11 protein-coding genes are annotated in these 13,531 nt (G+C 72.1%); 8 read left to right on the top strand and 3 right to left on the bottom strand.

The window, feature by feature from the left end; all coding sequences use genetic code 11:
- Positions 1-40: 40 nt before the first annotated feature.
- Entirely contained in the window at positions 41-1,480 is a 1,440-nt protein-coding gene (locus ASF96_RS04865) for a helix-turn-helix transcriptional regulator (RefSeq protein WP_055936488.1), read from the top strand.
- 177 nt (positions 1,481-1,657) lie between these two features.
- On the opposite strand, the gene ASF96_RS04860 is transcribed toward ASF96_RS04865, so the two are convergent.
- The gene (locus ASF96_RS04860; RefSeq protein WP_082509287.1) at positions 1,658-2,674 is read right to left on the bottom strand and encodes a carbon-nitrogen hydrolase family protein; all 1,017 of its coding nucleotides are present in this window, start codon (positions 2,672-2,674) and stop codon (positions 1,658-1,660) included.
- Positions 2,675-2,887: 213 nt separating this feature from the next.
- Between ASF96_RS04860 and ASF96_RS04855 the strand changes: the two genes are divergently transcribed.
- The gene (locus ASF96_RS04855; protein WP_082509286.1) at positions 2,888-3,796 is read left to right on the top strand and encodes a helix-turn-helix domain-containing protein; all 909 of its coding nucleotides are present in this window, start codon (positions 2,888-2,890) and stop codon (positions 3,794-3,796) included.
- Positions 3,797-4,002: 206 nt separating this feature from the next.
- Here ASF96_RS04855 and ASF96_RS04850 read toward each other — a convergent pair whose 3' ends face one another.
- Both ASF96_RS04850 and ASF96_RS04845 read right to left on the bottom strand, forming a co-directional pair.
- Positions 4,003-5,475: an NAD-dependent succinate-semialdehyde dehydrogenase gene (locus tag ASF96_RS04850; RefSeq protein ID WP_055936483.1), complete on the bottom strand. Its 1,473-nt coding sequence runs from the start codon at positions 5,473-5,475 to the stop codon at positions 4,003-4,005.
- A 269-nt stretch (positions 5,476-5,744) separates the two neighbouring features.
- Entirely contained in the window at positions 5,745-7,604 is a 1,860-nt protein-coding gene (locus tag ASF96_RS04845) for an FAD-dependent monooxygenase (protein ID WP_055936479.1), read from the bottom strand.
- A 117-nt stretch (positions 7,605-7,721) separates the two neighbouring features.
- Between ASF96_RS04845 and ASF96_RS04840 the strand changes: the two genes are divergently transcribed.
- The 6 genes from ASF96_RS04840 (at position 7,722) to ASF96_RS04815 (ending at position 13,437) form a co-directional block, all read left to right on the top strand.
- A complete protein-coding gene (locus tag ASF96_RS04840) occupies positions 7,722-8,426 on the top strand; it encodes an IclR family transcriptional regulator (RefSeq protein WP_055936476.1) in 705 nt (234 codons plus the stop codon).
- Positions 8,427-8,654: 228 nt separating this feature from the next.
- On the top strand, positions 8,655-10,307 hold the full coding sequence (locus ASF96_RS04835) for a thiamine pyrophosphate-binding protein (protein ID WP_055936473.1): 1,653 nt from the start codon (positions 8,655-8,657) through the stop codon (positions 10,305-10,307).
- Entirely contained in the window at positions 10,304-11,737 is a 1,434-nt protein-coding gene (locus tag ASF96_RS04830) for an FAD-binding oxidoreductase (protein ID WP_235560529.1), read from the top strand. The genes ASF96_RS04835 and ASF96_RS04830 overlap by 4 nt, the downstream gene beginning before the upstream one ends.
- A 31-nt stretch (positions 11,738-11,768) precedes the next feature.
- Positions 11,769-12,020 (top strand): hypothetical protein, encoded by a 252-nt coding sequence (locus ASF96_RS04825; RefSeq protein WP_055936470.1) that lies wholly within the window; start codon positions 11,769-11,771, stop codon positions 12,018-12,020.
- Positions 12,021-12,097: 77 nt separating this feature from the next.
- A complete protein-coding gene (locus tag ASF96_RS04820; protein WP_162239401.1) occupies positions 12,098-12,601 on the top strand; it encodes a hypothetical protein in 504 nt (167 codons plus the stop codon).
- Positions 12,602-12,921: 320 nt separating this feature from the next.
- Positions 12,922-13,437 (top strand): hypothetical protein, encoded by a 516-nt coding sequence (locus tag ASF96_RS04815; RefSeq protein WP_055936464.1) that lies wholly within the window; start codon positions 12,922-12,924, stop codon positions 13,435-13,437.
- Positions 13,438-13,531: the final 94 nt, after the last annotated feature.

Here is a 13,531-nt window from a genome sequence, read left to right as displayed (position 1 = left end):
ACAGCAGCAAGAATCGGCATTCTTTCGATATGGTCAAGGAATGGCATCGTCGTTCGAACTCACCACCCTGGGGCATCGCATCCGGCACCACCGCCTCGCCCGGGGATACACGCTCGACGAGCTCGGCGCGATGGTCGGAGTCGCCGGCAGCCAGCTGAGTCTCATCGAGAACGGCAAACGCGAACCCAAGCTCTCTCTGCTGCAGCAGATCGCGGGCGCGACCGAGACCGACGTCGCCGAGCTGCTGTCGAACGAGCCGCCGAACCGGCGGGCCGCCCTCGAGATCGAGCTCGACCGGGCGCAGACCAGTCCGTTCTTCCGGCAGCTCGGCATCCCCCCGATGAAGGTCACCAAGGGCACCAGCGACGACACGATCGAGGCCGTGCTGGGCCTGCACCGGGAACTCCAGCGCCGCGAGCGCGAGACGATCGCGAGCCCCGAAGAGGCCCGGCGCGCCAACACCGAGCTTCGCCTGCGCATGCGCTCCACCGACAACCACCTGCCCGAGATCGAGCGCCTCGCCGAGAAGCAGCTCAAGGCCGCCGGACACACCACGGGGGCCCTCACGCACCGCACGGTCAGCATCATGGCCGAGCAGCTGGGCTTCGAGCTCATCTACGTCAGCGACCTGCCGCACTCGGCCCGTTCGGTCACCGACCTCGAGAACGGCCGCGTGTACCTGCCGCCGGCCTCGATCCCCGGCGGCCACGGCCTGCGCTCGATGGCTCTGCAGGCGATGGCGCACCGCCTGCTGGGGCACCGCCCACCCACCGATTACGCCGACTTCCTGCAGCAGCGTCTCGAGATCAACTACTACGCCGCGTGCTGCCTCATGCCCGAGACGAGCGCGGTCGCCTTCCTCTCGCAGGCGAAGCGCGACCGCAACCTCGCCGTCGAGGACTTCCGCGACGCGTTCGGGGTGACCCACGAGGCAGCGGCCATGCGCATGACGAACCTCATGACCGCGCACCTCGGCATTCGGCTGCACTTCATGCGCGTCGACGGCGACGGGGCGATCTCGCGCGTGTACGAGAACGACGGCCTCCCCCTACCCACCGACGTCACCGGGTCGGTCGAGGGGCAGATCGTGTGCAAGAAGTTCTCGGCGCGCTCGGCCTTCGACGAGCACAACCGCACCACAGAGCACTACCAGTACACCGACACCCCGGCCGGAACCTTCTGGTGCTCGACCCAGACCGGCAGCACCTCGGCCGGCGACTTCTCGATCACCGTGGGCGTGCCGTTCGACGACGCCCGGTGGTTCCGCGGACGCGAGACCAGCACGCGCGGCATCTCACGCTGCCCCGACGAATCGTGCTGCCGCTGCCCCGACGCCGAGGCCGCCGAGCGGTGGCAGGGCAAGGCCTGGCCGAGCGCCCGAGTTCATCAGTACATGTTCTCGCCGCTCCCCCGCGGCATGTTCCCGGGCGTCGACGATGCCGAGGTCTTCGCGTTCCTCGACCGTCACGCCGACGGCTGAGGCGGGTCTTCGCGCGGGCCGTCCGCACGATTCCGGCAACGGCGCGCGAGCGGTGCGCGCGAGGACCGGGTCGTCGGTTCTGCCGGAGTCGTGCATCGGCGGCGGCCGACGGCGGCGGATGCCACGAGCCCGGGCCCTCACGGGGTGCCGGGGTCGTGGCATCCGGAGTTCAGGTGTTCACTCCACGCCGACCAGGTCGTCGGCCTCGACCGACGCCGCGGGCGGGATGTCGCGACCGGATGCCGAGACCTTGGGCAGCCGGCCCGTGTCGCGGTGGTGGAGGGTGAAGACGTCGGGCCGGGAGTAGTGCCCCACGGGGTCGGCGGCGTTCTTGGCGGCGAGGATGGCCGCGTAGTCGATGTCCGCGAAGAGGATGCCCTCCTCGTCGGGCGCGAGCGGGTCGGCGAGCGAGCTGCCGTCGGGACCGAAGATGCGGGCGTAGCCGCCGCCGAGCGGGAGCATGGCGCGCTTGGCGTCGGTGTCGGCGAACAGCTCCTGAGCCGCGGGACCGACCGTGGCACAGGGGGCGAGGACGAACGTCTGCCCCTCGACGGCGTACTGCCGCGATGCGCCGATGTTCACCTCGGGTCCGAGGGCGTTGACGGCACCGCCGAAGATCGAGAAGCTCGGCCACGCGGCGACGTGCAACTGCTCGTCCTGCGAGAACATCGCGTACTTGGTCAGGGGCTGCAGGTGCTCCCAGCAGTTGAGCGAACCGACGCGGCCGACGGGGGTGTCGACCACCACGACGTCGGAGCCGTCGCCGTCGCCGAACTGCGTGCGCTCGACGTGCGTCGGCTTGAGCTTGCGCCGGGTGTTGAGGGTGCGGCCGTCGGCGCCGATCACCGCCTGCCCCATGTACAGCGACCCGCCCGCGCGCTCGCTGAAGCCGAACGCGAGCGAGATGCCCACCGAACGGGCGATGCCCTCGAGCCGCTGCCACTCGGGACTGCCGATCTCGATCGAGTTGGCGGCGTACGGCACGACGAACTGCGACTGCCACGCCACGGAGTCCAACCACAGGAACCACGGGTAGCCGGGGATCCACACCTCGGGGAACGCGACGATGTCGGCTCCGCCGGCCCGGGCGTCGCGGGCGTAGGACTCCAGTTTGTCGATGCCCCCGTCGACGTCGTTCCAGACGGGTTCGGCCTGGACGGCGGCGGCGCGGAAGCTCTTTCGGTAGTCGGGCATGACGACTCCTTCGGGTGAGCGGGGTCGGATACCCCGCGGTGCCCACACGTTAGGAGCGGGTGCCGCGCGCGCACCCGGCTTCGCGCGCACACCGCCCGGCGTTGCACGCCCCGGTGCCGGGGCGCGTCGCGGCATCCGGCGATCCGCGCACGATTCCCGGCGCTCGCACCCGACGGCGCGCGGGCGAGGCGGCCCCGGGCGTATCATCCCCGCATGTCGCCTGTGGCCGTCTCCTCCGTCGCGGAGTGGACGCGCGCATGCAGCGGGGCCTTCGTCCCCCTGCGGGTGCACACGGCTGCACCGGCCTTCCGCGCCAGCCTCTCGCAGGTAAGGCTCGGACCCGCCGTGCGGGTGACCCGGGTGGTCAGCGAGGCATCGACGGTGTTCCGCGATCAGGACCTCATCCGCAGCCAGCCTCGCGACGACGTCCTCATCTCGTTGCACCGCCGCGGGCGGGGATCGATCCGTCAGCACGAGCGCACCGCCGAGCTCGGATGCGGATCGGCGGTCATGTACGACGCGGCTTCGCCCTATGCCCTGTCGTTCCCCGGGGCGATGAGCGAAGTGGTGCTGCAGCTCCCCCGTCGCACGCTCACCCGCACCGGGCACACCTTCGCGGGGCTGACCGCCGTGGAGCTGCCGGACTCGGCGCAGCTGCGCTCCCTCACGATGCTCGCCGCGTCCATCGAGCAGCCCGGAGACGATGAGGCGGAGGAGATCGGCGAGGCGCTCGTCGGGCTCCTCCGCGCGGTCGTCCGCGGGCGCGACACCCGCACGCCCGCAACCGACCCCCGGCTCCTGGCCGAGGGGATCCGACTCTGGATCGACGAGAACTCGGCCGATCCCGATCTCACGCCCGAACGGGTGGCCGCCCACTTCCACATCGCCGTGCGCACGTTGCAGAAACTGTTCGCCACCGAGGGCGAGTCCCCGGCGGCGTTCATCCGCAGCTGCCGCCTGCGGCGCAGCCGGTCGCTGTTGGCCGGCGGCGCGAGCGTGAGCGAGGCCGCGCGGCGCAGCGGCTTTCTCGACATCGACAGCTTCACCCGCGCATTCAAGCGCGAGTTCGCACAGACGCCGTCTTCTGTCCGCGCCGACGGCGTCCGCGCCGCCGGCGCCTGACGCGCGCACCCGGCGGTCCGGGCCGAACTCCTGAGAAATCGACGCCCGCCCGCCTCACAACGCGCCCACGACTGGCCCGCCCGGCCGACGCCGGCAGAAACTCAGGAGTTCGGCCCGCGTCGGAGAGGGGCAGGACGAGGGATGCCACGAACCCGGGCCCTCACGGGGCGCCGGGTCGTGGCATCCGGTGTTCTCGGCTCGGCCGATCAGGCGTACGGGTTCGCCGTCAGCGTGTACTTCGTCTGCAGGTACTCGTGGATGCCCTCGTCGCCGCCCTCGCGGCCGAGGCCCGACTGCTTCCACCCGCCGAAGGGGGCGGCGGCGTTGGAGACGACGCCGACGTTGAGGCCCATCATTCCGGTCTCGAGGCGGTCGATCATGCGCTGGCCGCGCGCGAGCGATTCGGTGAAGACGTACGAGACGAGGCCGTACTCGGTGTCGTTGGCGATGCGCACCGCGTCGTCCTCGTCATCGAAGGGGACGATCGCGAGCACGGGGCCGAAGATCTCCTCGCGCAGGATGTCGCTGCCCGGCTGCACGTCGGTGACCACGGTGGGCTCGAAGAACGTGCCGGGCCCGTCGATGGGCGACCCACCCGTGGTGACCGTGGCGCCGCGCTCGACGGCATCGCCCACCAGGGTGCGCGCCTTGTCGACGGCGCGGTCGTCGATCAGGGGTCCGATCTGCACGCCCTCCTCGGTGCCGCGGCCGATCGTGAGGCCCTGCACGCGCTCGGTCACGCGGCGCGAGAACTCCTCGACCACGCTGCGCTGCACGATGAAGCGGTTGGCGGCCGTGCACGCCTGACCGATGTTGCGGAACTTCGCGAGCATCGCCCCCTCGACCGCCTTGTCGAGGTCGGCGTCGTCGAAGACGACGAAGGGCGCGTTGCCGCCGAGTTCCATCGAGGTGCGGAGTACACCGGGAGCAGCCTGCTGCAGCAGCTTCACTCCGACGGGCGTGGAGCCGGTGAACGAGAGTTTGCGCAGGCGCGGGTCCGAGATGATGCGCTCCGAGACCGGGCCGGTGTTCGTCGTGGTGATCACGTTGACCACGCCCGCCGGCAGTCCGGCATCCTGCAGGATCTGCGCGAAGAAGAGCGTCGTGAGCGGCGTGAGGGTCGCCGGCTTGATGACGACCGTGCAGCCGGCGGCGAGCGCGGGCGCGATCTTGCGGGTCGCCATCGCGAGGGGGAAGTTCCAGGGGGTGATCAGGTAGCAGGGGCCCACGGGGTGCTGCGACACGATCATGCGGCCGGTGCCCTCGGGGTTGGCGCCGTAGCGGCCCTGCGTGTGCGCGGTGACCTCGCTGAACCAGCGCAGGAACTCCCCGCCGTAGGCAACCTCACCGCGGGCCTCGGCGAGGGGCTTGCCCATCTCGAGCGTCATCAGCAGCGCGATGTCCTCCTTGCGCTCCTGCAGCAGGGCGAACGCGCGGCGCAGGATCTCGGCCCGCTCGCGCGCGGGGGTCGCCGCCCAGGACGGGAAGGCGTCGGCCGCGGCATCCATCGCCGCGATCCCGTCGTCGACGGTGGCGTCGGCGATCTCGCGGATGACCTCGCCCGTGGCGGGGTCGTTCACGGCGACGGTCTCGCCGCCGGTGGCCGCGCGCCATTCGCCGCCGATCAGCAGACCGGTGGGTACGGATGCCAGCAGCTCGCTCTCGCGTGAATCGGTCATGGGTCCTCCTGGATCGGGGCGGGGTTCCCCGCCATTCTGCTCAGCCCGCGGGGCGGGGCCGATATACGTCGTGTACAAACGGGGTGTTGCCATGGCCGCGGTGGAGGCTCAGCGTCGTCGGGCGGTGGGCCGCCGACCACCGCCGGGGAGGTGCGGCTCCGGTGCGTTCGGCGGCGTGAGCGGCACGGGCCGCGGCGCCGGCCCTCACGCATAAACGCCGTTCGTGCGCAGAAACGCTCAGCCGACGCGTTCACGCGCAGGAACGGCGTTTATGCGAGAGGGGGTGCAGACGCGGGGCCCGACGACAGGAGCGCCCGCTCGAGGAACCGCTCCAGGCTCTCGGGCGCCGACAGCGGTAGAACGTGCGCCACGTACTGGTCGGGACGCACCACCACGACGGCACCCTCGGCCCCGATTCCCCGCTCGGCGAAGATGTCGGCGCTCGTCCACGCCGAGGGCGCGGCGGCGAACACCTTCTCGAGGTCGGTCAGGCCCAGCGGCCCGGACTGCGGGCGGAACAGCGAGGGCACCTCGGTCACGTCCTCCCAGCGGCCGGGGTAGACGACCTTCACGTCGAACACCGCGTCGAGGTCGGCGCCGTCGGGCGTGAACCGCTCCACGATCGGGCGCGCGGCCTCGGCCCAGTCGCGCAGCGCCGCGCCGTCGGCATCCGCGAAGGCGTAGACGCGCCACCGCCCGTCGGCGCGCGCGTGGTGCCCGAGGTGCACGGCGTTGCCGTCGCACACCCGCACGACCTCGACGCTGTGGAAGCGCCGACCGACGGGGAATCCGGATGCCAGCTGCTCGGCCGCCTCGGACGCGACGATCCGCGACGGGGCGTAGCGCGTGCCGAAGCCGGAGGGGAACTCCGCCGTCGCCAGGTAGTAGGTCGCTAGCTCGTCGGGGTCGGTGATCTCGCCGGGCTTGCGCGCCATGAGCGAAGACCACTCCCGGTCGAAGTCGATCAGCTGCTGGGCGACGGGGTGCCGCTCGTCGTTGTACGTGCGCAGCAGCTCCGCGGGCGCGAGGCCGGTGAGCACGTGCCCGAGCTTCCATCCGAGGTTGAAGCCGTCCTGCATCGAGACGTTCATCCCCTGGCCCGCCTTGGCGCTGTGCGTGTGACAGGCGTCGCCGGTGAGGAAGACGCGGGGGCTCTCGGCATCGTCGACGAAGCGGTCGGTCACCCGGTGCCCCACCTCGTAGACGCTGCTCCACGCGACCTGTTTCACGTCGATCGTGTACGGGTGCAGGATGGCGTTCGCCCGCGCGATCACCTCGTCGATCGGTGTCTGGCGCACCCGGTGGTCGTCGTCTTCGGCGACCTCGCCGAGGTCGATGTACATGCGGCTGAGGTATCCGCCCTCGCGCGGGATGTGCAGGATGTTGCCCGCGGCGGCGTTGATCGCGCACTTGATGCGCCAGTCGGGGAAGTCGGTCTCGACCAGCACGTCCATGACGCCCCAGGCGTGCTTCGCCGCCGCACCCACGTGCGGGCGGCCGATGGCCTGGCGCACGCCACTGCGGGCACCGTCGCACCCGGCGACGTACTTGGCGTGGATGGTGCGCTCCCCCGTTGCGTCTCGCACCGTCACCTCGACCGGGTACGCGCCCTCGCCGACCGTGAGGCCGACGAACTCCACGCCGTAGTCGGGCGCGATGCGCGCGGGGCCCTGGGCGGCGGCCTCGGCGAAGTAGTCCAGCACGCGCGCCTGGTTGACGATGAGGTGGGGGAACTCGCTGATCTTGAGCCCGTAGTCCTCGGTGCGGGTCGTGCGCACGATCCGGTCGGGGTTCTCGGGGTCGGGGGCCCAGAAGTTCATCCAGCCGATGTTGTACGCCTCGGCGGTGATGCGGTCGGCGAAGCCGAACGCCTGGAACGTCTCGACGCTGCGGGGTTGGATGCCGTCGGCCTGGCCGAGCGGCAGACGCCCCTCGCGCTTCTCGATGAGGCGCGTCGTGATCTGAGGGAACTGCGACATCTGGGCCGCGAGCAGCATGCCGGCGGGACCCGAGCCGACGATGAGCACGTCGACCTCGTCGGGGAGCTCCGCCGGGCGGTCGAGGCCCGTGCCGGTGGCGTTCTGCACGCGCGGGTCGCCCGAGACGTAACCGTGGTGGTGGAACTGCATGAGACTCCTGACGTCGGTGTCGGGGGCACCGCGACCTCGCGATGCTTGCGGGCAGATCCATCTGTGTTCTATATTCGAACGCAGCGTTCTGCTATCGAACGAAAGGTTAGCCGCTCCATGCCCCCACGGCAAGACTCCTCCCCCGCCTCGCAGACGCTGAGTCGCGGCATCCGCCTGCTCGAAGAGCTCGCCGATGCTCGGAGCCCCCTCACCATCGACGAGCTCGCGGAGTGCGTCGATCTGCACCGCTCGGTGACGTACCGACTGCTGCGCACGCTCGAAGACCACGGGCTCGTCTCTCGGGATGCCGCGGGCGCGGTGCGCCTGGGAACGGGCCTGGCGGCCCTCGCCGCGGGCGTCGCCGCGGACCTGCAGGCCGAGGCCCTGCCCGAACTCACCGCCGCGGCGAACGACCTGGGCATGACGTGCTTCCTCGTCGTGCTCGACCACGACGAATGCGTGACCCTGGTCAGCGTCGAGCCCCGGCACACGGTCACCGCCGTGGCGCAGCGGCCCGGGTCGCGGCATCCGGTCACCCGGGGCGCCCCCGGTCGGGCGATCCTCGCGCAGCTTTCCCCGCGCCGGTGGCCCGACGACGTCGACGCGCGGCTCGCGTCGGAGGTCGCCGACGCCGCGGAGCGCGGCTGGGCGACGAGTCACGACGAGGTGATCCCCACGTTCCGCGCCGTGGCGGTGCCCCTCGCCGTGCAGGGGCGCGAGCCCGCCGCCGTCGCCGCCGTGCACGTGGCGACCGACCTCGACGACGCGGCGATCGCGGGGCGACTCGAGGCTGCGGCGGACGCGATCCGCTCGGCGCTGTAGTTCGGCCCGACACCTTGAGGCCGCGCGCGGCTGGGCGAGCGGGCCGGGCGAGCGGGTCGGGCGGCGGGTGAGGCACGCCCCCGTCGCCCCGCGCCCGCGGATCGTATATGATCACTCCCGTCAGGCGCACGAGGTCGTGCGTCGCTGCTCGAAAAAAGGGCACGTAGCGCGAGAACCGCGCGAGACACATACGGCTCATTCCCGTTCCTGTTTCGCGAAAGGCTCGTCATGCCCATCGTCTCCGCGCACGTCGCCCACACCCTCGGCCGCCACCTCGACCACGTCTTCGGCGTGATGGGCAACGGCAACGCGTATTTCCTCGACGCCCTGCACCGCCACACCGACGCGACCTTCACCGCGATGCGGCACGAGGCCGGCGGAGTGGTCGCCGCCGACGCGCACTATCGCGCCTCGGGGCGCATCGCCGCCGCCACCGCCACCTACGGCGCCGGCTTCACCAACACCCTCACCGCTCTGGCCGAGTCGGCCCAGGCGCGTATCCCCCTGCTCCTCGTCGTCGGCGACGAGCCCACGTCGGGCCCGCGCCCGTGGGGGGTCGACCAGGTCGCGCTCGCGTCGGCGGTCGGGGTCCGCACGTACACCGTCGGCGATCGCGACGCCTCGGCCACCGTGCTCATTGCCCTCGAGCACGCCCTGACGTACCGCGTCCCCGTCGTGCTGGCAATCCCGTACGACGTGGTCATGCGCGAAGCGGGGCCGCTGACGGATGCCGGCACCGTGACGATCCCCGCACCCCTGCCCCCGCAGGGGCCCGCGGCCTCCGCCGCGCTCGACCGCATCGCCGACGCCCTGGCCGGCGCCGCGCGCCCCTTCCTGCTGGCCGGACGGGGAGCCTGGCTCGCCGACGCCGGCCCCGCGCTCGGTCGGCTCGCCGAGCTGACCGGGGCGATCACGGCATCCACCGCCCTCGGCCGCGGCATCTTCCCCGACACCGCCCACGACCTCGGCGTCACGGGGGGCTTCGGCGCCGAGGGCGCGATGGAGCTCGTGCGCGAGGCCGACGTCGCCGTGGTCTTCGGCGCGGGGCTGAACCAGTTCACGATGCGCTTCGGCGAGCTCTTCGCCCCCGGCACGCGGGTGTTCCAGGTCGACGTGGCGCCGACGGCGACGCACGCGCAGGTGGGCGGGTTCGTGCGGGCGGATGCCGCGCTGGCGGCCGACGAGATCGGGAACCGCCTGCGCTCCCGCGGTGCGGTGTCGTCGGGGTGGCGCGACCGCATCGATGTGGCGCCGCTGCGCGAGCAGGAGAGCGGCGAGGGTCTGGCCCCCGACGGCCGGCTCGACCCGCGCTCCGCCGCCGCACGGATCGGCGAGCTGCTCCCCGAGGACCGCGTCGTGGTGTCGGACGGTGGGCACTTCCTGGGCTGGTCGAACATGTACTGGCCCGTCTCCTCACCCGACCGCGTCATGATGATCGGCACCGCATACCAGTCCATCGGTCTCGGCTTCCCCTCGGTCGCCGGGGCGATCGCGGTCCGCCCCGACACCACCGTCGTGCTGACGACCGGCGACGGCGGCGGACTCATGGCCATCGCCGACCTCGAGAGCGCGGTACGCACGGCCGCCGGCCACGGCATCGCCGTCGTGTGGAACGACGCCGCCTACGGCGCCGAGATCAACCTGTACGGCCTCAAAGGCCTCGCCCGCGAGCCGATGCTCATCCCCGAGGTCGACTTCGCGGCCGTCGCGCGCGGCTTCGGCGCCGAGGGAGTGGTGGTGCGCGAGGTCGCCGACCTCGAGGCGCTGGCGGAGTGGACCCGGCGCGACCCCGCCGAGCGGCCGTTCCTGCTGCTCGACCTGCGCATCAGCGGCACCGTGATCGCGCCGTACCAGCGCGAGATCATCCGGGTGAACTCGTGAGCATCGTCGGGCTCGCCGCTCCGGGAGGCTCCGGCGACCCCGGCGACGGCCTCGACGCGCCGAGCGGCGGCACGGGTGAATCGGGGGACGTCCTCGACGAGCTGCGCGCCAACCTCGGCGAGCGCCTGCTCCACGACCCCGCGAGTCTCGCCGCGTACGCCGTCGACAGCTCGCGCGCACAGCCCGAGGGTCTGCCGATCGCCGTGGTCCGGGCGACCTCGACCGGCGACGTCTCGACCGCCCTGGCGTGGGCGCACGCCCGCGGCATCCGGGTCTCCGTCCGCGGCGCGGGCACCGGGCTCTCCGGCGGGGCCGTGGCCTACGCGGGCGGGCTCGTGGTGTCGTTGGAGGCGATGGATCGGATCGTCTCGATCGACGCCGACAACCGTCTCGCCGACGTCGAGGCGGGCGTCGTCACGGCCGACCTGGATGCCGCCGCCCACGCGCACGGCCTCTTCTTCCCGCCCGACCCGGCGAGCGCGCAGTGGTCGACGATCGGCGGCAACATCGCCACCAACGCCGGAGGCCTGCGCTGCGTCGCCCACGGCGTGACCACCGACGTCGTGGCTGCCCTCGAGGTGGTGCTCGCCGACGGGCGGATCATGCGCACCGGCGCCCGCACCCGCAAGAACACCACCGGCTACGACCTCACGAGCCTGTTCTGCGGGTCGGAGGGCACGCTCGGCGTGATCACGGCGGCGACCGTGCGCCTCAAGCCCGTGCCGCCGGGGCAGCCCCGCACCTTCCGCGCGAGCTTCGACGACATCGAAGACGCCGGCCGCGCGGTCACGGCGATCGTGTCGGGCCCCGCGGCCCCCGAGGTGCTCGAGCTGATCGATGCGCGCAGCGTCGAGATCATCGAAGCGTTCCACCCGAGCGGCCTCCCCTCCCCCGGCGCGGCCATGCTGGTCGGTCAGACCGTCGGGCTCACCGCCCACGACTCCGCCGAGGCGATCACCGCGATCTGTCGCGCGCACGGCGCCGTCGAGACCGAGGTCTCGGACTCCGACAGCCTGCTTGAGGCCCGGCGCCTCGCCAACCCGGCGCTGACCGCACAGGGACTGCGGGTGTCGTGCGACGTCGGCGTGCCGGTCTCGCAGCTGGCGACGGTGTTCCGCGGCATCGGCGAGCTGGCGCAGCGCCACGGCCGGCGCATCGCCATCGTCGCCCACGCCGGCGACGGCAACCTGCATCCGACCGTCGAGGCGGGAGACAGCCCCGCCGAGTATGCCGCGGCGGAGCTGGTGATCGACGACATCACGCACCTGGCGCTCTCGCTCGGCGGCACCATCTCGGGCGAGCACGGCATCGGCTCGGTCAAGCGTCACGAGCTCCCCTGGCAGCAGGATGCCGTGACCCTCGACGTGCAGCGCGCGATCAAGGCCGCACTGGACCCGAGCGGCATCCTGACGCCGGGGCGGGCGATCTAGCGACCGGACGGCCCGGAGCCGACGAGCGCGCGTGTCCGAGCCTTCTGGTCTCACGACAAGAACGCGCCTGATCGCCTCGGGCACCGCGATCGCGATGATCAGCGGCGCCGTGGTGGTGCTGTATTTCTTCCAGCCGTGGCGGAGCTGCGAGTACGAAGACACCTCCGCGGGCTGCTCGATGCTCCCGAACGACGCCGCCGCGATGGGTGTGGCGGTGTTGGTCTTCGTCGTGGGGATCGTCGTTCTCGCGGCGGGCCTGCTGATGCGCCGGGTGCCCACGTGACCGAACCGCGCACCCTCGAGACGAGGGGAAGGTTGCCTCGCGTCTGGTGGATCACGGTGGTGTGCGGTGTCCTGATCATGGGCCCCGTCGTCTTGGCCGGCTCATACCTCTGGGCTCGGCACCAGTACGAGAACGGCCCCGACGTGGACGGCGTCCTCTGGCGCCAGGTGGCATCGGTCGAGGACCCCTTCGACAGGGCGCTGTACTCACCGACGGCCGGCTCAGTCACGGCCCTTCTCGACGCGCTCGAAGGCAACCGATGGGATGGCAGCCCGGAGGGGGCGGACGCCCTGGACTTCTCCCGACCCACTCTGGTCATCCACGACATCGAGCAGGACACAGACGCGGTCGCCTTCCGGGTCTTCCTCTCGTCGGGAGAGCGCCCCGGTCCCCCCGGCCAGCGAGCCCGGCTGCCGTGGGAGTCCTCGGCGTACTTCACCTGTTACGGAGTGACCGTGACGTTCACGGGTTCCTCCCCACCCTCCGTCGCCGGAGCCGACGAGCGCGCGTGTCCGAGCCTTCTGGTCTCACGGATGCCATCCGACTCGGTGTACATGGTTCCCTCGACCTTTTCCGGGTGAGGCAGATGTCCTCTCGACGCGTCGGCGGTCGCTGACGTCACGGTCCCCGGCCAGAAGCAGAGCTATTCCGCAGGAGCCGTGCCGCCGCGCACGGACGTCGCGACCCCTCGCCCACCCGTGCACGCGAATGTGCTGTGCGCGCACGATCGATCCTCATCCCTGTCGCCGGGGCGCCCCTCTTCCTACGCTCGCGTCATGCGCAGAATCAGACGGCACGGGACCCCGGTCCTGCCGTCGGGCGCGCGGGTCGAGGTCGTACGGGTCGAGGGCGCGCGGGTCGGGGGCGCGCGGGTCGAGGGCGCGCGGGTCGGGGTCGGGCGATGACGATGGAGCTCCTGACGCACGGCGCCGCCCTCCTCTGCTCGGGGATCGCTGCGTGCTGCGCGAGATCGGGTCCCCCGGCGGAGCGTCGCGAGCGGGTCGCCACGTCGGCGCTCATGACCGCCGCGATGATCGATTCCGCCGTCCTGCACGCGGCCCCTCCCATCGTCTGGGCGGCCGTCCTCCTCGGGGTCGCGCTCGTCGTGAGCGCGGGGCGCCGGCTGCGCTCGGGGCGCGGCGGTCACGGCATCCACACCCCTGTAGGGCTCGTCGTCATGGCCGCCCTGATCGCGTCGACCACGCACGGCGACCCGGGCGCCGCCCCCGCCGCCGCCCACGCCCACGGCGGGATGGCTGTCGGCTCCGCGACCCTGGTGTGGCTCTGCGTGGCCCTCGCCGTCGCGCACGTCGTCGCTTCAGCGCACCGGGCGCTGAGCGGATCACGCGCGGATCGCGCGCACCATGCCGCGATGGGTGGATCGACCGCGCTGATGGCCCTGGCGGCGCTGCTGTGAGCCGCACCCTGCGCGATCCGGTGACCGTTCCCCCGCACCCGCACGACGAACGGCCCCGCCGCGGCTGTGCGCGAGAAGGCCGTTCTCTCACCGG

Source organism: Microbacterium sp. Leaf179, from assembly GCF_001423785.1.
GTDB lineage: Bacteria > Actinomycetota > Actinomycetes > Actinomycetales > Microbacteriaceae > Microbacterium.
This window is presented reverse-complemented; position numbering and strand designations above follow the sequence as displayed.